The organism is Streptomyces sp. NPDC107454, assembly GCF_055582885.1.
The window spans coordinates 21,436-41,999 of record NZ_JBVJPA010000013.1; the positions used below are offsets into that span (position 1 = coordinate 21,436).

Below are 20,564 nucleotides of genomic sequence, written 5' to 3' on the forward strand. Positions count from 1 at the left end.
TCGGGGGATCGCCGGACAGGGGGTACGGCCCGGACTCATGGCCTCGCGCTGAGGGCCGGCCCGGCGAGGGACATGTCGCCGCTGAGCTGGGCCACCTGTGAAACGGTCACCTTCTCGAAGGTGATGGTGCGGGTGGGAACAGCGGGGTGGGCAAGCCACGGGGGCAGCGCGTCGGGGGTGACGGTGACGCTGCGGTCCGCCGGGAGCGGAGCGCCACCCAGTCCGACGAGCGTGCCGGACAGCTTCTGGGTGTACAGAGTCACCACGTCCTTGCCCTTGAGCGTGGATGTGGTCGCGGGCTTGGTCCGCAGACGCACCGCCGCGCGGCCACGGCCCGCCGTCAGGTCGAGGTCGCCGAAGTCCAGCGACCGTGCGGTGAACTTCAGCACCCGCTGGGACCCGGCCGCGGTCCGGACGGTGACCACGCCGCGGAAGGCGCTGCCGTGGAGTACGAGTCGGTCGGCGCGCAGAACCCAGGGGGCGTTCGCCGGACGGCCCGGCAGTCGGGCGGCCGGCGTACCGGCATCTGCTGGTGCCTTGGACGTGCGGATGCCGCCGGGGGCGAGCAACGCCTTCGAGACCGCCGGTGTGGCGAGATGCAGGACCAGGGGCAGGCCGGCGACGGCCAGCACGCAGGCGAGGGGCCACAGCAGCTGACCGGCCAGGCGGTTGTTCACCGCACGGCCCGGACGGCAGGGACCGGACTCCGGCCCGCTTGCCGCACAGCCGGTCAGCTCATCACTTGCCACCGTGGTCCTCACCGGCGGGGACGGTCGTTGACGCAGGGTTCGCTGCGGGCTGCGACTCGGCGGCGCCCGTCGGAGGGATCCAGGCACAGGCCAGGGAGCCGCCGATCAGGCCGGAAATCAGCCCGATGAGGAGGCCCCCGAAATTGGCGACGGGAAACGAGACGAGGGCGAGCAGAATGACCGCGATCCCTGCGAACACGCGCGCCTGCTGGTGGAACCAGAGGGAGATGGCCAGGGCCACGAGGAGAACTCCGATGATCAGCGACCCCGCGCCGGCCGAGGTCGACAGTGCCAGTGGGATGGCGCCGAACTTCAGGTGCGCGTACGGGAAGTAGACGATGGGCACGCCCGCCGCGAAGGTGAACAGGCCTGCCCAGAAGGGACGTTCGTGCCGCCAGGCCCTGAATCCTCGTCGGGCGGCGGTGGCGCTGATGGCGGCGACGCGCAAGTTCGGGCGCCTGCCGAATCGTTCGAAGAACACGTGGGCTTCCGTGGTGTTCGGCGGGCGGGAGTACGCGGCGAGTGGGCGTGAAGGGTGCGTGATTCGTGACGCCGGGTCAGAAGCACTCGTGGTGGCCCTGTCTGAGCCGCACATCGAGGTCCGGGACGTTGAACGTGGCAGCCGAGACTGCGACGGTGGTGAAGTGCACGTTGGTCAGGAAGGCCGAATCCGCCTGTTGAGCAATGCCGTTGGGATCGAAGAACCGGGAGTTCCTGTCCCCCCGGTTGATCGGGCCCTTGCTGACCGCTCCCGCCGCCACACCGATGTCGAGGTCGTCGAAGTTCGCCTGCGTGCTCGACAGGGATGTCGCGTCGAGGAACAAGTTCTTCGCCTCGACCCGCCTGCGGTCACCGCCGGTGATCCTCAGCGTGTACGGGCCCAGAACCGGGATGGAAACCACCACGGACTGGCACAGCCCGCTGATCTCCGCGCGGCTGGCCCCGGTGACCACGACCGGCACCAGGGTGCCCTTCCTGGTCACGTCCACCATGCTGTAGATGCTCAGACCACGGACGTCCAGGGTGTCCAGGGCCACCTGGAACTTCTGGCCGGAGATGAGGAACGACGCGGCCAGCGCTCCTTGGGCCATGCCGACGCCGAGGGCGGCGGCGGCCATGACACTCGGGGCGAGAACGGTGGCGAAGCGCTTCCAGGAGGTCCTGCCTGCGCGGTGCAGCATCCCGTCTCCTTCCGGTCATGACGTGGGCTCGCCGGTGCCAGACAGGGGTGCGACGCCCTCTCTCTAGTGGCGGATCCTAGGCTTCCGGGCACGTCAGCCGACGGCACGCCAGGTCGGCCGGATGGGTGAGTCTGTTTCCGTTGCGGCATACGGATGACACGCGACGCAGTGACGCCGTCGGTGTCTGCGATCCGCCGACCGTCGCCGAGTGGTCGCGCGTCGGACTGCTACGGCGGATGCCGTGCCGCTTCGACCCGGCGATGCGGGGTCGCCATCCCTCCTGCGGCGCGCACGGCCTGCTCGGCCGTGGCCCGTGCGTCCAGCGGGCCCGCGTCTTTGGGCAAGGACCGGCTGCCGCTGTCGTGCCCCGTCGCGGGGCCGGTCACGCCCGACGACGGCTTCCCGCAGGCGCCCATACTTCATGCCCGGGGAGCCCGCCATTCCTGGACTGCGCGCTCAGGGGCCGGATCACGGGCTTACGGAGCCCCCGGACAGCCCCCCTCGTACCGCTCCTGGGCACAGGGCCGGCGGGCTCAGGTGGACCCAGTCGGCATCGGCGTGCGCCGGCCCCGGTGATCACCCCGCTGATCGGGTGTCCGGCGTGGAGCCGTTTCAACCCCAGCCCGGCGACCCGAGCGATGCTCGACGTCCTCGGGGTCGGGCGGCCGTCCACGGTGTCCTGACCCGCAGCGGCGGGGAGCAGGCCCGCACGGGCGGCGAAAAGTTCCCGCAGCGGCCGAATCGACGAGGACGGCACGCTCGGCCACTACGACGCCGCCCGCGATCGGGGTGTCGTCAGTCGTCGGCGCGGACGAAGACGGGCTTGAGGTGCTTCTCGGTCAGTGCGTCGGGGAGTTGCTCCCAGTCGAGGACGTGGGAGACGACCCGGGCGGGGTCGACCCGGCCGGAGCGGGCGAGTTCGAGGGCGTCGGGGATGTGCGCGCGGACGTTGTCACGGGCGATGCGCAGGGTCACGCCCGTGAGGTACATGTCCAGGAGGGGCAGCTCACCGGGCCGGAAATGGTTGCCCGCGGACTCGCAGATGCCTTCCGGTGTCAGGGACTTGACGGCGAGGGCGAGCTGGTCGACGCGGCCGGTGGCCTCGACGGCGAGGTCGAAGCCATGCCGTACGGGCTCGGTCGCCGCGGCCGTACGGGCACCGAAGCTCTCGGCGATCCGGCGGTGTTCGGGGTCCGGGTCGACGTACAGGACGTCGGAGGCGCCGAGTGCGCGGGCGATGTCGCACACGTACAGACCGATGCTGCCGCGAGCGACGACCAGGACCCGGGACCCGGGCCTGTTCCTCAGGTGGGGTGCGACCAGGCGCCAGGACAGGGACCAGTTGTCACTGGCCGAGGCCATGGCGACCGGGTCGAGGCCCGCGGGCAGGGGTACGAGCATGGCGTCCGCGAAGGGCACGCGGACCAGGTCGGAGAAGAGACCGCCCCACCTGCCGCCGATCGGTGCACCGTACATGGCCGTGTGCGGTACGGCCGTGCAGTGCGCGGTCAGTCCGGAGCGGCAGTTGTCGCAGCTGCCGCAGTTGATGGACCAGGGGACGACCACCAGATCTCCGGGGGCTACGGCGGTCACGTCGTCGCCGGTCTCGACGACCCGGGCCACGCATTCGTGGCCCAGGGCGAACGGCGGGTCAAGAAAACCGTGTCCGGCCAGGATCGCCGAGTCCACGTCGCAGGAGGTGGCGGCCACCGGAGCGACGATGGCCTCCTGGTCGGACCGGAGCCCGGGGTCGGGCGCCTCGCGCCATTCGACGGTGTGGCGGGCGACGTAGGTCAGTTCACGCATCGGCGCGCTGCCCCCGGTGCTCCTGAGCCAGTGCCACCAGGTCGGCGTACCGGATGACCGAGCCGCCGGCGCCCCAGGTGCCGTCCGGCTGCTCGTGCACCAGCACCCACACCCGCAGCGCTTCGGCCTGGGAGAGCCCGGCGGCCCCGAGCACGGTCCTGGTGGCGTCTTGGACCAGTCCGGACTTGCGTCGTTCGGACAGGGCACCCTGCGGAACCGTGACGTCCACGAGGAAGCGGGGTTCGTCGTCCTCGGCGGTGGTCTGCGCCCCTTCGGGCAGCTCGACCAGGTAGCTCCACGCCTGGGCCCGGAAGAACGCCGTGTCGGGCGCTCCCTCCCAGCGCAGCAGTACGGCGGCAAGGTCGCTCCGGACGCTCGCGCGCCCCTCCTCGGTGAGCGCACCGGCCGGAACGGTGAGCCGGATCAGCGGCATGACGAAGTCTCCCTCGGGCTCTGCGCACGGTCCCTGAGCGGACCGCGCAGCGTCTATAACAGTCGTTATAACCGGAGGTCACGCTAGACTAAGACGAGCGTTATAACCAGAGGGAGCCCCGAGGGAGCACGGTCTTGGCCAAACCCAGCACGCCGTCGCGCGAGCGCATCGTGGCCGGTGCGGCCGACATGATCAGCAGGCGCGGCCTGAACGGCACCAGCATTCGCGACCTGGCCAAACACGCCGAAGCGCCGCTCGGCTCGACGTACCACTACTTCCCCGAGGGCAAGCAGCAACTGGCCACCGAGGCTGTGCGGTACGCGGATGCGGCCGTCACCCGCGTCCTGCGCAGGGAACTGGACGCGGGCCCGGTCGCCGGGCTGCACGCCTTCCTCGCACTGTGGCGCGGCATCGTCCTCGCGAGCGAATTCCGCGCGGGCTGCCCCGTACTGGCCGTCGCCGTCGAGGAGCCGCCGGCCGACGAGATCCCGCCCGCCCTCGTCGCCGCCACCGAGGCGTTCGACCGCTGGGAGCAGTTGCTCTCCGAGGCGCTGCGCGCGCACGGCGCCGCCCCCGACCAGGCTCCCGGGCTCGCGACCCTCGTCGTGGCATCCGTCGAGGGCGCCATCGCCATGTGCCGCGCCAAGCGCACCATGGAGCCCCTGGACCAGGTCGCACGGCAACTGGAAGCCCTGATCCTCGGCGCGCTCGACGGCCCGGCATGACAGGCGTCCCGGTCCGAGGATTCAAAATGCCTGCCCGGCCAGGCCCGGGACGCCGGCCTCCGTGCGGACCGCTTCGGTCTTCTCCTCGGTGAACACGCCGCTGTCGAGGAGAGCGAGGCCGGCCCGGGAGGGGTTTCCTCCCGGGCCGGTCCTTCATGTCGGTTCGGTCAGCAGAGCGCGGGCGGGACGCTCTGCTCGTACTGGAAGACGTTGCGGGGGTCGTACTTCGCCTTGATCTTGCGCAGCCGGTCGAAGTTGGATCCCCAGTAGGCGGTCTCCCAGTCCTGCATTCCGATGTTCGGCACGTTGACGTAGGCGCCGTTCACGTACGGCCGCAGTGCCTGGCTGAACTCGGCGATCCAGGCCTGGGCCTGCGGGGTGAGAGGGTCGCAGACGCCCGGCTGTCCTGTACGCGTCCCCCAGCCGGCGCCGGGTTCGGAGTAGAAAAGCGCGTCGCGGTGCGGGAACGCCGTGCCGCCGCGGGGGCTCTTCCTGACCGCACCGCCGAAGGCCTGGGTGAAGAAATTGCTGTCGTCCGTGGGGGCGTCCCGCATGAATGAGGCGATCACGCTGATCGCTTTCTTCGGGAACGGCTTTCTGGTGAACTGCGAAAAGAACTTCCAGTTCGCCGGCTCGTCCGCGGTCGGAATCTGGAATCCCGCGTACACGTCGCCCCAGTTACCCACCTGTACCGTGACCTTGGGGTCGCCGACCGACAGAATCGGGGCCAGCAACGCCTTCGCCTCTTCCGGCGTTCCTTCGGCGAGGACCGCGAACAGCAGGATCTGGTTTCTGTGGATCTCGACCTGGGTTCCGAGGCGGTTGTCGGCGGTCGGCGCCGTACTCTGCCATGCGTCGAAGACCCCGTGCAGGTCCTCGATTCCCTCCCACGTGGCCTGCACATAAGTGACGCTCTTCAGCGGAGCCGTTTGGTAGGTGAGTGACGTGACGATCCCGAAGTTGCCGTTCCCCGCCCCGCGCAGCGCCCAGAGCAGGTCCGAGTTGTTGTTCAGGTCCGCCCTGACCACCTTGGCGCACTCGGTACCCGACGCGACGACGACCTCGGCCCCCACAAGGCTGTCGCAGGCCATGCCGAGGTAGCGGGTGAGGAAGCCGAACCCGCCGCCGAGCGTCGCACCGGACAGACCCACGGTGCCCTCCGTCCCGGTCGTCACCGCGAGGTTCTTCTTCGCGAGCGTGGTCACGGCCTCCAACTGGCTGAGCCCGGAGCCGACCGTCGCGATACGGGAGGCGGTGTCGATGTGGACCGACTTCAACTCGCTGACGTCGATCACGAGGCCGTTGTCCACGTTCGACCAGCCCTCGAGGCTGTGGCGGCCGCTGCGCACCCGCAACGCGACGTCGTGCTGACGCGCCCACGTCAGGGCGTTGACCACGTCCTGGGTGTTCTGGGCGAAGACGATGACCAGGGGATAGTGCGTGAAGAGCTCGTCCCAGCCCAGGCTCGCACTCGCGTACCCGGAGTCCTCGGGACGGACGATGCGGCCGGTCAGCTTCGCCGGCCTGCATTTCGCGTCCTCGCCGCCTTCGATCGCGGCGCTCGCTCCCGGGGCTTCCGCTGCCGCGACACCCGGGAGAACCACCGCGCCGGCGCCGGCCGCCGCCGTCGCCTTGAGCAGGCCGCGACGAGAATAGTCGTGCATGGTCCGTTTCCTCTCGACCGAACTGCGCCAGTATTCAACCAAGGCGAATACTGTCCGCAGGTCGGCGCGTGACATCTTTTGTGGACAGCCCCTACATGAACGGCCCTTGCATGGACAGCCCTTGAGGACCGCACAGTAACAAGGGTGTCGTGGCCTTTATGTCCGACACGCTATTCGAGTATTTCTGTCCGCTCAGCCCGAATTCACCGACTTGATTTCTGCAGATAAACAGACGGACGGCCCGGGTGTGGAACCCGGGCCGTCTCATGGGTGATTCTCAGGGGTAATTCTCAGTGGCCGACTCGCAGGGGCGACTCAGCCGCGGTGGCTCGCTCGGGCGAGGGCGGGCACGAAGCGGAGGGCGTCGACGGTGCCCACGCCGGTGGCCATGTCGTAGCCGTTGACGGCCTTGTAGCCGGTGACGCCTTCGTAGCTGTTGTTCGTGCCGTCGTTGACGTCGACGACGCCGGCGCTCTTGTCGTGGTGGGCGGAACGCTTGGACAGGGCGTACAGCGCCTCGTTGATGTTGCCCACCCGGTGGCCGGCCGCCTGGTCGGCGAGGGCGACGATGCCCGAGAAGAGCGGGCTGGCCTCACTGGTACCGCCGGTGACGTCCCAGCCGGTGGCGGTCGGGTCGTAGCTGGAGTAGATCCAGGCACCGCCGTTGACCGCGGCGGCCAGCGACACGTCCGGGGTGCCGCGGCGGGCGCCGACGACGTTCTTCACGCCGTTCTGGAAGGCCGGGCGGGAGAAGACGTGGGACTGGCCGCCGCCGCCCGAGCCGTAGTCGTTGTAGACGCTGTCGGGCTTAACGCGCTGACCCTTGTCGTTCAGGTGGAGCTGGGTGCCACCGATGGAGGTGACCAACGGATCCGAGGAGGGCCAGGAGTTGACACGCTTGTCGTAGTAGGTCTTGCCGTCCGCCTTCAGGTCCGTGGCGCCGCCGTCACCCGAGGAGGCGAGGACGGTCACGTGCTTGCGGTTCGCGTCCTCGAAGGCGTAGCGCAGCTTCTTGATGCTGGAGAAGTCGCCCTTGTCGAAACCGGGGAAGGTGTCCTCGGTGGCACCGAAGCTCTGGCTGATGACATCGCCGACGCCACGGTCGATCAGGTGCTTCTCGGCGTCCATCATCTCCGGCAGACCGGTGGTGCCCTCGGTCTCCGCGACCGCCGTCTCCACCAGGACGATCTTGGCGTCGGGCGCCACGGCGTGCGCCATCTCGACGTCCAGGGTGGTCTCCCCCGCCCAGCCGGTCATGTCGGCGTTCTTGGGATCGAAGACGGGAACCTTGCCCCACTTGACCACGTTGACCTTGGTGCTGCGCAGGCCGAACTGCTTGCTGTAGACGTCGAGATCGTGCTGGACGGTCGGGGAACCGTACGAGTCGACGATGACGATGGTGCGCCCCTTGCCCGTGATGCCCTTCCGGTACAGCGCGTTGAGGTCGTACGCGGTGCGGTACTGGAGCGGGTTGTAACAGGCGATGTGCCACTTGGCCTGGCACTGCTCGCTGGAGAGCGGGCTGGCCACGTCGCGGACCAGGGTGTGCCCGGCGATGGCCGGGACGGCCTTGGTGTGCGGTACGGCGGCAGGCGCGGCGGTGGTGACGCCGGCCAGCGGAGCGGTCGCCAGCGCGGCGACGGCGAGGGCGGCGGTGGCGGCCGTGGAGGCCGCGACGCCGCGCCCGGTACGGGATATGTGCATGAATCCCCCTGGGTGGTCCTGAGATGCACGAAGTGGTCTCCGTGCATCTCATCGAGTGAGACATGCACAGGACAAGACCATTGAACTGTCGATGCCGAACCCTTTACCCAAACAGCACCTGCGGCGCGAACGGCCCGCCTGGCCAGCGCATTTCACGGCGCGCGGACTCACCAGGTGGGCGGCCGGGCGGCGGTCGTCCGGGGCGCCGTCGTACCACCGCCCGTCAAGAGCGTGACGTCGGCGGCTGCCGGTCGAACGCGGCGGTGTTCAGCGAGCGCCGCATGGCCAGCGCGAGGGGCCGCTCGACGAAGCGGTGCACGAGGTACGACAGGACGATCAAAGCGGTCACCGTGGCCACGACCAGGGCCGCGGGGTCGATCCGGTCGCCGTAGTGGTGGGCGACGGTCATTCCGATCGTGTCGTGCAACAGGTACAGCGGGAAGGTCATCGCACCCGCGACGGTCAGCCCGCGCCAGCGGATCCGACGGGTCCCGCCGAGCGCGATGGCGCCCATCGCCAGGAAGAACAGCGTGGTCACGAGGATCAGCCAGCCGCGCCACGGCGCCCACGTGGCCCAGTTGACGCGACCTCCGTGGGGTGCCAGCAGGAAGTGCAGCGCCAGCAGCCACGACATGGCGACGATCCCCCACAGCAGCGGCGTCGGCCGGTAGCGGTGCATGAGGTAGAAGGCCATGCCCGCGATGAAGTACGGGGCGGACGTCGGGTTCACGATCAGCGTGAGCAGCGGGATGTTGGCGCTGGGTGCCAGCACCGCGGCGACCGTCCACAACCCGCAGAAGATCACCACCCGCTGGTGGGTGAGGCCCTTCCACACCACGACCGCGAACGTGAGGTAGAAGCAGAGTTCCGGCCAGAGCGTCCAGTAGACCGGGTCCAGGTTGGACACACCGAGCGGGGTCTGCAACATCGTGAAGTTCGCGAAGAGCACCCGCGGGTTGGGGTGCCCGAACGGGGTGTCGGCGCAGTAGATGACGCAGGCCGACACCACGATCGCGATCCAGTACATCGGGTACAGGCGGGTGACGCGTGAGATGAAGAAGTCACGCGGGGTGCGCCCCCATGCGCTCATGCAGATGACAAAGCCGCTGATCAGGAAGAACAGGTCGACACCGAGCCGTCCGAAGGCGAAGTAGGCGTGCGCCTCCGGGAAGGTGGTCCGGTACGGGCGCCCCCAGACGACGACCATCGCCCCGGGGGTCTGGCCGACGAAGTGGAAGAGGACCACCGACAGCGCCGCCAGGAATCGCAGCCCGTCCAACGCGGCGAGCCGGTTCGCGCGGGCGCCCCGCCGGGCCGGGATCACCCGTGGCGCGGGGGCCGGCTGCGGCAACGGCGCCTCCTCCGCGACCGTCCCCTCGAGCCCCTGTCTCGTCGCCACGCCGGCCAGTCCCCTGCGATCGTCCGCCTGGGTCATGCGTCCCCCGTTCCAGGGTCGTCCTTCTCTTTCGGACAGGCCGCGGAAGCCACCGATCACATGCCCGACGGTCAAATGACAAGGTTGCCGGATTTGCCCCCTTCAGGGTGGATGACGGCGCCGAGGCCCACGGATGGCGCGTACCCATTGCCCACCGTGCGATACGGGCCTAACGGTGTGAGCCGGGCCGCACCCGGCGGGAGGCCGGGGCGGTGACCTGCGGAATCTCGCGGGTCAGCGGGTACGACGCGCCCGCGAGCCGGATCCGGTTCTCGCCGTCGACGCGGCAGTCGAGGCGTTCCGGAAGGCTGCGCAGATAGGCGACGGCGAGGCTGGTGAAGCGGACCGTGCCGTTGCCGAGGTGAGTGATGCCTTCGGGCTCGTCGAGCGCGGCGAGACGCGTGGCGTGGTCCCGGTGGACTTCGGCGATGTACGTGACGACGGGGCCGGACTGCTGTTCCAGGGCGAACATGACATCCCCGTAGCGGGCGTGGTCGAGTACGGCGCTCACGCCTTCCCCGGCGGTCGACAGACCCGTGGCGACCTGGTCGTTGGCGAAGACGCGGCCGGGTCGAACCCGGGCGTACGCGGACCAGGTCCCCGCGCCGGACGAGCCGGCCCGGATGACGTGGCCGACCGGGAATCCGCCGGGGAGACCGTCGTCCACGCATACGTACACGATCTCCACGGCTTCGTTCCGCTCCAGGCCGAGGAAGAGCCTTCGCTGCTTCAGCACTCGCGCGAGAGAGCCGTCGATGACGGGCAAGTCCGTGTTCCTTCCTCAGGCGGCGACGTGCCCTGAGACGCTTCCCCGCGGCTGAACCGCGGGGCTTCGATGGGCACGCGCACACCTTGGCGGTACACGCTGCAACGCGGATGAATTTCTGATGATGCGCGGAGCGGGTGCTGGAGCGGGCCTTCTAGAGCAGGCCCAGGTCGCCGAGTTCCTTGTGGAGGTCGGCGCGCGGGTTGTCGGCGCGGGGCCGAAGGGCGCCGCGGGTGGTCGGGCCGGTGCCGCCGCCGGAGTGGGTGTCCTTGGCGGGCCGGGGGCGTCGGTCCCGGAAGAGCCAGGCCCCGACCAGGCCGCCGATCAGGCCGCCGAGGTGTCCCAGCCAGCTCACCCCCGGCGTCCCGGGCACCGCCACGGTGAGCATGTAGGCGAAGGAGGCCGCCATGACGACGCCGATCAGCGTGTCGATCAGATGCCGGTCGAAGAGCCCGCGCACCACGACATAGCCGAAATACCCGAAGATCAGGCCGCTGGCGCCGACCGTGTCGACATCGCCCCGCTCGAGGAACCAGACCGTGAGGCCGCTGGTCACCACGATGAGCAGGCTCAGCCCGAGGAAACGGACCACCCCTCGGTAGGCGGCGAGGAATCCGAAGACGAACAGCGGTCCCGAGTTGCTCTCGATGTGTGCCCAGTTCCAGTGCAGGAAGGGTGCGGTGAGGATGTTGGGCAGCGTGCCGATGTCGCCGGACACCACTCCGTAGTCCCGCGAGAGTGCGTAGTGGTCGGCGAAGTTCGCGAGCTGCGCCAGCCAGACCAGCGCGAGGAACCCGAACATCACGAAGAACGCCTTCCGCGCCTCCGCGATCATCTGCTCGGGACCCATCGGCCCCGTACCGACCCGTTCCCGTTCCGCCCCGTCCATGGCGCACTCCCCTCCCCGGCGGATCCGCATCCGCTCCACGACCACACCCTCAGAATGCCAGCAGCCGCCGGGCCCGGATCCCCACGGTCGGGACCCAGATTGTTGACGATTTTGTGTACCCATCCTACGGTCGGTAACCATCTCCCAGGAGAGCGCAGAGCTCGAGGAAGCCCGAGGAAGCCCGCGGCACTCCAGGAGTTCGAGACCGAAGGAGTACGTACGTGTCCCCAGCTACCGGCAGTGCCAAAGGCAGCGGCGCCGCGGCCAAGGAGCAGGCCCTCGTCGCGCTGCGCGGGGCCATCCTCGCCGGTGACATGGCGCCAGGGCAGCGACTGGTCGAGGCCGAGCTGGCCGAGCAGTTCGACGTCACACGGGCCAGCGTGCGGGCCGCGCTGGTCGATCTCGCCGCCGACGGCCTCGTGGAGCGGATCCGCAACCGCGGGGCCCGGGTCCGGACCGTGTCCGTGAGCGAGGCGGTGGAGATCTACGAGTGCCGCATGGTGCTCGAGGGGCTGTGCGCGGCCAAGGCCGCCGAACGGGTCACCGATGCGCAGATCACCCAACTCCTCGCACTCGGCGAGCAGTTGGGCGCCGCCGTCCAGGCCGCCGAGCCCCTGAAGTACTCCGAGCTCAACCGCCGGCTGCACGACTTCGTCCGGGACATCTCCGGCCAGGACACCGCCGCCGAACTCCTCACCCGCCTGAACGCGCAGATCGTCCGCCACCAGTTCCGGCTGGCCCTGCAGTCCGGGCGCCCCCAGGTCTCCCTGGGCGAACACCTCGCCCTCGTCGAGGCCATCGCCGCGCGTGATCCGCAACGCGCCGAGACGGCCGCCCGCGCTCATGTGGCCAGCGTCATCGAGGCCCTGCGCACCGTCGAGGGGTCCGGAACGGGCAGGGCCTGACCTCAGCGGGACGATCAGGCTCTCGGCCCCGGGGGAGACCGAGAGCCTGTCGGGCCGGCGTTCCTCACGCCCGCCCGACCACCCCGCGAACGGGTCAGTTCTGGTACGTCTTGTTGCGGCCGGGGCCGCCGGACAGGAAGTCCTTGCCGGCGCCTCCGTGCAGGACGTCGTTGCCGCTGTTGCCGTACAGCTTGTCGTCGCCCGCGCCGCCGTACAGGGTGTCGTTGCCACGACCGCCCTGGAGCAGGTCGCGGCCCGCGTTGCCGTACAGCTTGTCGTTGCCGTCGTCGCCGAACAGCGCGTTGTCGCCGCTCGTGCCCGACAGGCTGTCGTCGCCCGCGCCACCGTGGCACTCGGCGCTGCAGTTGACGAGGGTGTCGTTGCCCGCGCCGCCGTTCGCACCCTCGTCGTAGACCCCGCCACCGCCGGAGAGACGGTCGTTGCCGCCCTGGCCGTAGAGGACGTCGACGCCGTGGCCGGTCAGGGTGTCGTTGCCCGGCCCGCCGTAGATCCTCGTGTACCCGCCGCTGGTGTTGCTGGTCGTCGCGGTGTCGTTGCCGTCGCCGAGGTCGACGATCAGGGAGTCGAGATCGGACGCCGAGGTGTTGGGCTCGGTCACCGTGCACACGGCCTTGGTGTCGTCGCCGCCGGCCGGGCGGACACAGCCCGCGCCGAGGGAGATCCTGACGGTGTCGTCGAAGGTGTAGATGAAGTCGCTCAGCTGGGAATCCGGGTCGGTCGCGCCGAGCGCCCAGGAGATGGACAGGTGGTTCGTCTGACCGGCGGCCGCCGTGTAGAACAGCTTCTGGCCGACGACGACCGCGGTCGCGCTCCTGGCGGGCGCGGCCTGTGCCGCGGGGGCGGCGAGGGTGACGGCCACGGCGGCGGTGGCGAGCGCCAGCGCCTTCGGCAGAGCGGTGGTGCGGCGACTGAACATGGTCGGTTCTCCTCCACGGGGCCCGATGGGCCCAACGGGGCCCTGGGGGCCGATGAGGTCCGCGCGTGAGTCTGTGCGCGTGTGGTCATCCCGTTCGACGGCGTCCTCCGCAGGGGAGTTGTGGCTCCGGTCGTACAACTTTTCGGCGTTCAGAGGGCGTTCACTTCCGGTTGCTCCTGTTGTGGGGTGGACACTTCCGGGCGTTGGCGGGAGCTCGAAATCAGCAGCGTCGCGGCGACCGATGTGATCGCCATCACCGTCATCGCCGTGCCGGGTGAGGTGAGTTGGGCGACCGATCCCGCCAGCGCCGCGCTCACCCCCTGCATCGTGAGCATGCCCGAGGAGTGCAGACCCAGGGCGTGCCCGCTCAGCTCGTCCGGGGTCAGGGCCATCAGGCGTTCCTGCTGGATCAGACTCGCCCCGAAGCCGACCGAGGCCAGCGCGACCGCGACCGCCGCCACCGCCGTCCCCGGCCGCAGCGCGAACAGCAGATAGGGCGTCGCCAGGAGCAGCAGGAACGGGATGCCCAGGCGCCCGCGGACCGCGGGCGGCAGGAAACGGCCCGTCGTCACATCGCCCACGAACATGCCGAACGCCGCGAAGGCGAAGAGCAGACCCGCCCGGTCCGGGGCGTAGGACACGTACAGGGACTCGCAGCCGACGATCAGACCGTTCGGGATCCACAGGAGCAGGTACGTCGTCCGGCGCGGGCGCGAGGACCACAGCAGCGCGTTGGTGCGCCAGGTCTGCGCGATCGAGGGGCGGCCGGTGGCCCTCGGCGCCCGGCGGGTCATGCCGAAGCGGGTGATCAGGGCCGCCGCGAGATACAGGGCCGCCGCGCCCGCCAGCGTGATCCTCGGCGAGAGCACCGCCACCAGGACGCCGCCCGTCGCGTAGCCCGTGATCTGCGTGAGGCCGTTCGCCATGTTGAAGACCGAACGGCCCAGCAGGTAGCCGTCCTTGGACAGGATCTCGTTCAGCAGACCCCAGCGGACACCGCCGCCGAGGGACGAGACAAGACCGAGGACGAAGATCAGGAGGAACAGCGCCCAGACCGGAAGGCCCGGCGTCGCCATGACCGCCGTACCGACGGCGAAGGACAGGGCGATGCCCGTCATCGTGGCGCGCGGCGCCAGCCGGTCCGCCGCCGACAGCAAGGTGGTCGCGCCGACCACCTGGGCGAGCTGCGGCCCGAACATGCTCACCGCCGACAGCAGCGGCGACTCCGTCGCCCTGTACACCAGCGTCCCGACGGCCAGACCGGCGATCGTCGAGGCCGCCGAGTTGAGCGCGGAGGACAAGAAGAGAGGGGTGAACTCCCGGGTGCGGAAAAGGTCGGAGTAGCTGCGCATGCGCGGAGTCTCGGGTGGCGCCCGGCGCGGTCGTTATTGTTTCGCGGAGAAGCGAAACCACGCGGGGCCATGGACAGCGGGAGACAAGCGGCGGGAGGTGCGGATGGGCTGGTGGCAGATCAACGCCGACACCCTCGCCCGCACCCGTTTCGTGCTCTCCCCGCTCGCCGAGACCTTCGCCGCCGTCAAGCTGTTGCACGCGGGGACCGCCGCGCACCCCGGGGAGCGGGCCTGGCTCGACGCCCACCTGCCCGCGTACAAGAGGCGGCTGGCCCGTGACCCCGTCACCGCGCTGCTCATACGGTCCGGGCTCGGTCGGAACTGGATCGCCGACTTCCTGACGCCGACGCCGCGCGGCGAGGCCGACTTCGAGGAGGAGGTCGCCCGGGTGCGGGAGGCGTCGGCCGTGGACGCGCGGGCCCACCTCACCGTCTCCCTCGCAAGGCCGCTGCCCGCCGCCCTGCACCGCGACGACCTCCCGGAGCGCGCCGCCGACCTGCTCACCCACGTCTGGACCGAGGCCGTACGCCCCTACTGGGACCGGCGGCGGCGCGTCCTGGAGGCCGATGTCGTCGCCCGGACCGCGCAGGTGAGCCAGGGAGGCTGGGCGGCGGCCCTCGACACGCTGCGGCCGGGCACGCGCTGGCTCGGCGACAACCGGCTGCAGATCAATCTCCAGGAGTACCCGCCGCGCGAAATCTCCGGCGCCGAGCTGGTGTTCGTACCGATCACACCGCAGCGGCACGGCTGGGTGGCGTGGGAGGAGCCGGACCGGTACGCCGTCGTCTACCCCTGCTCGGGCGTGCTCGCCGACACCGGTCCCGAGGCCGTGCCGGAGAGCCTGGGCGCGCTGCTCGGACCTGCCCGCGCCGGGGTCCTCGTCCTCCTCGACTCCCCCATGAGCACGACCCAGTTGGTGGCCCTGACCGGGCAGGGTCTCGGCTCGGTCGGACGCCATCTGAAGGTGCTGCTGGACGCCCGGCTGGTACGGAGGGGGCGGGCCGGGCGGTCGGTGCTCTACTCCCGGACAGCCGCCGGGGAGGTACTCGTGAAGGCCCAGCGGGAGTAGGCCGCCAGGAGCGGGTGTCCCGGGTCGCCGGTGTGCCGGTCTACCGGTGCCGCTGGATGCGCGGGGCGCCGGTCACCGACATCATCAGCGAGTACAAGGACGTGGACGCCGTGATGAAGAGGCGGTTGTTCCTGGGGCCGCCGAAGGTGAGGTTGGAGACCCTCTCGGGGACCAGGAGCCGGCCGATGAGGGTGCCGTCGGGGTCGTAGCAGTGCACCCCGTCGTCCAGGGCGGCCGCCCACAGCCTGCCCTCGTCGTCGAAACGGATGTTGTCGAAATGGACATCATTCTTTGCTTCAGCGAACGTTTTCCCGTCCGTGAGAGTGCCGTCGTCGCGGACGTCGAAGACGCGGATGCGGGCGGCGCGGGAGTCGGAGACGTACAGCTGCCGTTCGTCGGGCGAGAAGACGACGCCGTTCGGCCCGTCGAAGCCGTCCGCGGCGAGCCGTACCTCGCCGGTCCCCGGGTCGAGGCGGTAGACGTGGCACGCGCCGATCTCCGACTCGGCCCGGTGGCCCTCGTAGTCGCTCAGGATCCCGAAGTCCGGGTCCGAGAACCAGACCGAACCGTCCGACCGTACGACCGCGTCGTTCGGGCTGTTGAGCCGCTTGCCGTCGTAGCGGTCGGCGAGGACGGTGACCGATCCGTCGTGCTCCGTCCGGGTCACCCGGCGGTTGCCCTGCTCGCAGCTGATCAGGCGGCCTTCGCGGTCCAGGGTGTTGCCGTTGCTGTTGCCCGCGGGGGTGCGCAGGACGCCGACCGTGCCGGTGGGCTCGTCCCAGCGCAGGATGCGGTCGTTGGGGATGTCGCTCCAGATCAGCTGGCGCCAGGCGGGCACGTACAGCGGGCCCTCGGCCCAGCGGGAGCCGTCGTGGAGGACCTCGAGCCTGCCGTCGCCGTTCGTGCAGCGGCCGGTGACGAAGCGGTCGTCGAGTACCTCGTAGATGCCCTTGATCGTATTCGCTGTGGTCACGCTCGCGACCTTACCGAGCGGACGGGGACGTGGCCGGGCGGCGACGGAGGCGACATCAAGCGGAGTTAGCATCCGTTTATGACTACTGACAGTTCAAGCAGTACCGTGCTCGACGTCCAGATCGACTCCCTCCAGGGCGGCACCGCTGACCTCGGGCAGTACCGCGGCAAGACCGTGCTCATCGTGAACGTGGCCTCCAAGTGCGGGCTGACCCCGCAGTACGCGGGGCTGGAGCGGCTGCACGAGCAGTACGCGGGACAGGGCTTCACCGTGCTCGGTGTGCCCTGCAACCAGTTCATGGGGCAGGAGCCCGGCACCTCCGAGGAGATCGCCGAGTTCTGCTCCGCGACCTACGGCGTCACCTTCCCGATGACCGAGAAGGTCGAGGTCAACGGGGACGCGCGGCACGAGCTCTACCAGCGGCTGGTGAACACCGCCGACAGCGAGGGCCACACCGGCGACATCCGCTGGAACTTCGAGAAGTTCCTGATCGGGCCGGGTGGAGACGTGGTGGCGCGGTTCTCGCCGCAGACCGAGCCGGAGTCGGCGGAGGTCGTGGCGGCGGTGGAGAAGGCGCTCGCGTAACTCCGGGTTCCGCCCTTGCCGCCCTTGAAAGCGGTCGGCCGACCTTGTGGAAGCCGTTGGTTGACCTTGCCCCTGGGGCAGGGAGCAGCGTCCTTTGTCACCGGGCGGAAGGCGCCCGGTGACGGAGGATGGGCTCGTGCGACAGGAACTGCTCACGATCGGCGCGTTCGCCGCCCGCGCGCGGCTCTCGCCGAAGGCGCTTCGGCTGTACGACCGGCTCGGACTACTCGCGCCGGCCCATGTCGACGAGGTCAGCGGATACCGCTACTACCGCGCCGACCAGGTCGAGCGCGCCCGGCTGGTCGCGCTGCTGCGGCAGCTCGACATGCCGCTCGCGCGGATCGCCGAGGTGGTGGAGGCCGGGGCGGCGCAGGGCGCCGTGCTCCTCGCCACGTACTGGGCGGATGCCGAGGCCCGGTTCGCTTCGCAGCGGACGCTTGCCGAGTACCTCCGTGGAAGGCTGTCCGGGAGGAGTACCGACATGTACGGGAAGTTCGTGGTCGAGACGGTGGATGTGCCGGAGCGGGTGGTGCTGACGGAGAAGCGGCACACGCTGGCGGATGAGCTGCCGGTCTGGATTCCGGCCTCGCTGACGCGGCTGGAGGACGGGGCGCGGGAGTGCGGCGGGACGACCGGCTCGCCCTTCGTCGTCTATTACGCCGAGGTCAGCATGGAGAGTGACGGGCCCGCCGAGTCGTGTGTGCCGGTCGCCGACGAGGAGGCTGCGCGGGCGTGGGCCGAGAAGCGGGGGCGGGCGTCGGGGATCGGGGTGCGGGTGGAGCCGGCGCGACGGCTCGCGTACGCGCGGATCACCAAGGCGCAGGTGGCTCATCCGCAGATCATCGCCGCGTTCGAGGCGGTCGAGGCGTGGGTCGGGGAGCGGGGGCTGTCGTACGACGGTCCCTGCCGGGAGGTGTACTTCGCGGACTGGGATGCGGCGGGGCCGCAGGACGCGGTGTGTGACGTGGCGTTTCCGGTGAAGTGAGCGGCGGGGCGAGCACCGGGGGTTCCTCGCCCCCGCCGCCCCTGCCCGTCCCATCCCTGGGGGCTGCCGCCCCCAGACCCCCGCATCGGCCTGAACGGCCTCGTCCTCATACGCCGGACGGGCTGAAGATGCGCGCAGCGCCCCTTCAGGGGCGCGGGGAACTGCGCGACCAGCCCCCACCCACCCGCGGAACAGCCACAGCCACGCAGCGTCCGGTTCGGGTCAGCGCAGTTCCTCGGGGCATGGGGTTCCTCGGGGGAGTTGGTAGGGGGCCGCGAGGCGGTAGGTGCCGGGGGCGGGGGCCAGGAGTTCGGTCCACTTGTCGCCGGAGGCGTTCTCCGCGGTCTCCATGAGGCAGCCGTTGAGGTTGTCGTACGTCTTCGGCGTGCCCTCCGCACGATGCTTGGACTTCTGCGTCTCCTGCGGAGCCTTCACGCTCTTGCCCTTGGCGTCGACGAGCCCGAGCCACGGGGAGTACGGGATGCGGATGAGAACCCGGCCCGCCTTCTTCACCTCGATGGTCAGTTCGCCCTGCTCCGCCCGGTCGACGACGGCCGGCGGATCGGCCAGCGGCGTGGGATCCGTGACCGAGAAGAGCTGCCAGTTCGCGTCGCCCCAGATCTGGCGGAGGTAGGGCATGCCGCGCTGGACCAGCTTGCGCTCGCGTTCGCCGCCGTCCCCGTCCGGTTCGCCCTTGGGCAGCACCACGTAGTGGACGGCCCAGCGCTGCAGCCACTCGTGGTAGTTCGCGGAGTTGAGGGTGTCGTCGTAGAAGAGCGGGTTGCGCTCCATGTCGGCCTGGCGGTTCCAGCCGCGGGCGAGGTTCACGTACGGCGCGAGCGCGGACGCCTCGCGGTGGGAGCGGGCGGGGACCACCTCCACGCGGCCCTTCTCGGCACCGACGACCTGGAGCTGGTTCACCAGCGGAGCGAGCTCGCGGGCCCAGGACGCCGCCGGTGTCGTATGGATGATGTCGTCGACCGACTTGAAGCCGATCCACCCGACGAATCCGGTGAAGGCGAGGACGGTCACGTACCACTTGCGTGACTTCGGCACGGTGAAGGGGAGCGCGGCGAGCAGCACGACGCCCTCGAGGAGCATCGCGAGGCGGGTGATGTTCGAGCCGATCTGCGAGCTGATCAGCCACACGAGGAGCACGGCGAGTCCGTACACCGCCGCCGTGATCCGGACCGTCTTCCACTCCTTGGGAACGAGCGCGAAGACCAGCCCGGCGGAGATCAGCGGCAGCGAGGCCGAGCCGAAGGACATCGGCTGGGTGCCGGAGAAGGGGAACAGCCAGGCCGAGAGCGCGACGACGACGGCCGGCGCGATGCCGAGCGCGTACGCGCCGGGACGGCGTTTCTGGAGGAAGAGGGCGACCGCGACCAGGCCCACGAACAGTCCGGCCACCGGCGAGGCGGCGGTCGCCAGCGCGGCGAGCGGCGCCGCGCACAGGGCCTTCGCCCAGCGCTTGTAGCGCCAGCGGTACGGCCAGCAGAAGACCACGGCCGCCGCGGCGAGCCCGAAGACCATGCCGAGGCCGTACGTGACGCGCCCCGAAATCGCGTTGCAGATGAGTGCGAAGACACCCGCGAAGGCCGGCGCCAGCGGCTGCCGTATGGCACGGCTGCGGATGAGGATCATCGTCAGCAGGCCCGCCGAGATCGTGCCGGCGATCATCATCGTCGTACGGACGCCGAGGACCGACATCAGATACGGCGACACCACGCTGTACGACACGGGGTGCATGCCGCCGTACCAGGCGAGGTTGTACGCCGAGTCCGGGTGCCGTCCGACGAACTCCGCCCACGCGTCCTGCGCCGCGAGATCTCCGCCACTGTTCGCGAAGGTGAAGAACCAGACGACGTGCAGGAGGCCCGCCACGATGGTGACGAAGGCGACGGGGTGGCGCAGGGCGAAGGCCTTGAGGCGGTTACGTCGGCCCTGTGTCTCGGACTCCGACGTATCGGACTCCGACGTCTTGGACTCCGACGTCTTGAACTCAGGTGTCACGGGCTTCCGCGTCACCGGCTCCCGCGGCTCGTCGTCCGTGAGGCCGTCGCCGGCGGGGCCGTCGGGGGCGTGTGCGGGCAGCCGTATTCGCGAGCCCGGTCCGCGATCCGGTCCAGGACCTGGTCCAGGATCGGCGTCGTCGGCGTGTGTCGGCTCCGCTGTCGCCACTGCAAGGCTCCCGTGTCCCGTTTCCTCGTGTTCGGCCCGGGACCCGTGGCCCGCGACCTGCCCCGATCTCGCGACGCTAGCACGCACCCCGCCGGGGAGCTCCCGGGTGGGGCGCCCCGACGGGGTGCGGTGCGTTCGTGCCGCGCTCACGGCGGGCTCACGGCGCGTTCACATGGTGTTCGGGGCGCTTCCGGCGTACGGGGGATACGCCCCCTGCCGGAAGCG

The 20,564-nt window shown here is 70.1% G+C and carries 19 protein-coding genes; 5 read left to right on the top strand and 14 right to left on the bottom strand.

The genetic code is table 11. The features are described from left to right. Positions 1 to 35: 35 nt before the first annotated feature. From ACZ69M_RS31160 to ACZ69M_RS31180, 5 genes are all read right to left on the bottom strand, one after another. Positions 36 to 749 carry a hypothetical protein gene (locus ACZ69M_RS31160; RefSeq protein ID WP_470055030.1) on the bottom strand — a complete coding sequence of 238 codons (714 nt, stop codon included), beginning with the start codon at positions 747 to 749 and terminating at the stop codon, positions 36 to 38. Next, positions 739 to 1,230: a DUF6114 domain-containing protein gene (locus ACZ69M_RS31165; RefSeq protein ID WP_470055032.1), complete on the bottom strand. Its 492-nt coding sequence runs from the start codon at positions 1,228 to 1,230 to the stop codon at positions 739 to 741. Before ACZ69M_RS31165 ends, ACZ69M_RS31160 begins: the two co-directional genes overlap by 11 nt. A gap of 76 nt (positions 1,231 to 1,306) precedes the next feature. Then, positions 1,307 to 1,930, bottom strand: a complete 624-nt coding sequence (locus tag ACZ69M_RS31170; RefSeq protein WP_470055034.1) for a DUF6230 family protein — start codon at positions 1,928 to 1,930, stop codon at positions 1,307 to 1,309. A 795-nt stretch (positions 1,931 to 2,725) separates the two neighbouring features. Then, positions 2,726 to 3,736, bottom strand: coding sequence for a zinc-dependent alcohol dehydrogenase (locus tag ACZ69M_RS31175; protein ID WP_470055036.1), 1,011 nt, complete (start codon positions 3,734 to 3,736; stop codon positions 2,726 to 2,728). Then, a complete protein-coding gene (locus ACZ69M_RS31180) occupies positions 3,729 to 4,169 on the bottom strand; it encodes a tautomerase family protein (protein ID WP_470055038.1) in 441 nt (146 codons plus the stop codon). The genes ACZ69M_RS31175 and ACZ69M_RS31180 overlap by 8 nt, the downstream gene beginning before the upstream one ends. Before the next feature lie 134 nt (positions 4,170 to 4,303). On the opposite strand from ACZ69M_RS31180, the gene ACZ69M_RS31185 reads away from it, so the two are divergent. After that, entirely contained in the window at positions 4,304 to 4,894 is a 591-nt protein-coding gene (locus tag ACZ69M_RS31185) for a TetR/AcrR family transcriptional regulator (protein WP_470055040.1), read from the top strand. A 167-nt stretch (positions 4,895 to 5,061) separates the two neighbouring features. Here the strand turns inward: ACZ69M_RS31185 and ACZ69M_RS31190 are convergent, their stop codons facing one another. The 5 genes from ACZ69M_RS31190 to ACZ69M_RS31210 form a co-directional block, all read right to left on the bottom strand. Beyond that, a complete protein-coding gene (locus ACZ69M_RS31190; protein WP_470055042.1) occupies positions 5,062 to 6,558 on the bottom strand; it encodes an FAD-binding oxidoreductase in 1,497 nt (498 codons plus the stop codon). A 315-nt stretch (positions 6,559 to 6,873) separates the two neighbouring features. Further along, the gene (locus ACZ69M_RS31195; protein WP_470055044.1) at positions 6,874 to 8,262 is read right to left on the bottom strand and encodes a S53 family peptidase; all 1,389 of its coding nucleotides are present in this window, start codon (positions 8,260 to 8,262) and stop codon (positions 6,874 to 6,876) included. Positions 8,263 to 8,485: 223 nt separating this feature from the next. Continuing rightward, complete coding sequence (locus ACZ69M_RS31200) at positions 8,486 to 9,697, bottom strand: acyltransferase family protein (RefSeq protein ID WP_470055046.1); 1,212 nt, start codon at positions 9,695 to 9,697, stop codon at positions 8,486 to 8,488. 169 nt (positions 9,698 to 9,866) lie between these two features. Beyond that, positions 9,867 to 10,463: a hypothetical protein gene (locus ACZ69M_RS31205; RefSeq protein WP_470055048.1), complete on the bottom strand. Its 597-nt coding sequence runs from the start codon at positions 10,461 to 10,463 to the stop codon at positions 9,867 to 9,869. Positions 10,464 to 10,617: 154 nt separating this feature from the next. After that, the gene (locus tag ACZ69M_RS31210; RefSeq protein ID WP_470055050.1) at positions 10,618 to 11,352 is read right to left on the bottom strand and encodes a rhomboid family intramembrane serine protease; all 735 of its coding nucleotides are present in this window, start codon (positions 11,350 to 11,352) and stop codon (positions 10,618 to 10,620) included. Positions 11,353 to 11,573: 221 nt separating this feature from the next. Here ACZ69M_RS31210 and ACZ69M_RS31215 point away from each other — a divergent pair, with 221 nt between their 5' ends. Then, positions 11,574 to 12,257 (top strand): GntR family transcriptional regulator, encoded by a 684-nt coding sequence (locus tag ACZ69M_RS31215; protein ID WP_470055052.1) that lies wholly within the window; start codon positions 11,574 to 11,576, stop codon positions 12,255 to 12,257. A 94-nt stretch (positions 12,258 to 12,351) separates the two neighbouring features. Here the strand turns inward: ACZ69M_RS31215 and ACZ69M_RS31220 are convergent, their stop codons facing one another. Then, a complete protein-coding gene (locus ACZ69M_RS31220) occupies positions 12,352 to 13,194 on the bottom strand; it encodes a calcium-binding protein (protein ID WP_470055054.1) in 843 nt (280 codons plus the stop codon). 149 nt (positions 13,195 to 13,343) lie between these two features. Next, on the bottom strand, positions 13,344 to 14,546 hold the full coding sequence (locus ACZ69M_RS31225; protein WP_470055056.1) for an MFS transporter: 1,203 nt from the start codon (positions 14,544 to 14,546) through the stop codon (positions 13,344 to 13,346). Between the two features lie 103 nt (positions 14,547 to 14,649). Here ACZ69M_RS31225 and ACZ69M_RS31230 point away from each other — a divergent pair, with 103 nt between their 5' ends. Beyond that, positions 14,650 to 15,615, top strand: coding sequence for an ArsR/SmtB family transcription factor (locus ACZ69M_RS31230; protein WP_470055058.1), 966 nt, complete (start codon positions 14,650 to 14,652; stop codon positions 15,613 to 15,615). A gap of 40 nt (positions 15,616 to 15,655) precedes the next feature. Here the strand turns inward: ACZ69M_RS31230 and ACZ69M_RS31235 are convergent, their stop codons facing one another. Next, positions 15,656 to 16,588 carry an SMP-30/gluconolactonase/LRE family protein gene (locus tag ACZ69M_RS31235; RefSeq protein ID WP_470055060.1) on the bottom strand — a complete coding sequence of 311 codons (933 nt, stop codon included), beginning with the start codon at positions 16,586 to 16,588 and terminating at the stop codon, positions 15,656 to 15,658. A 78-nt stretch (positions 16,589 to 16,666) separates the two neighbouring features. Between ACZ69M_RS31235 and ACZ69M_RS31240 the strand changes: the two genes are divergently transcribed. Further along, complete coding sequence (locus ACZ69M_RS31240; protein ID WP_470055062.1) at positions 16,667 to 17,173, top strand: glutathione peroxidase; 507 nt, start codon at positions 16,667 to 16,669, stop codon at positions 17,171 to 17,173. Positions 17,174 to 17,309: 136 nt separating this feature from the next. Then, complete coding sequence (locus tag ACZ69M_RS31245) at positions 17,310 to 18,158, top strand: MerR family transcriptional regulator (RefSeq protein WP_470055064.1); 849 nt, start codon at positions 17,310 to 17,312, stop codon at positions 18,156 to 18,158. Between the two features lie 222 nt (positions 18,159 to 18,380). Here ACZ69M_RS31245 and ACZ69M_RS31250 read toward each other — a convergent pair whose 3' ends face one another. Next, a complete protein-coding gene (locus ACZ69M_RS31250) occupies positions 18,381 to 20,339 on the bottom strand; it encodes an MFS transporter (protein WP_470055066.1) in 1,959 nt (652 codons plus the stop codon). Between the last annotated feature and the right edge of the window lie 225 nt (positions 20,340 to 20,564).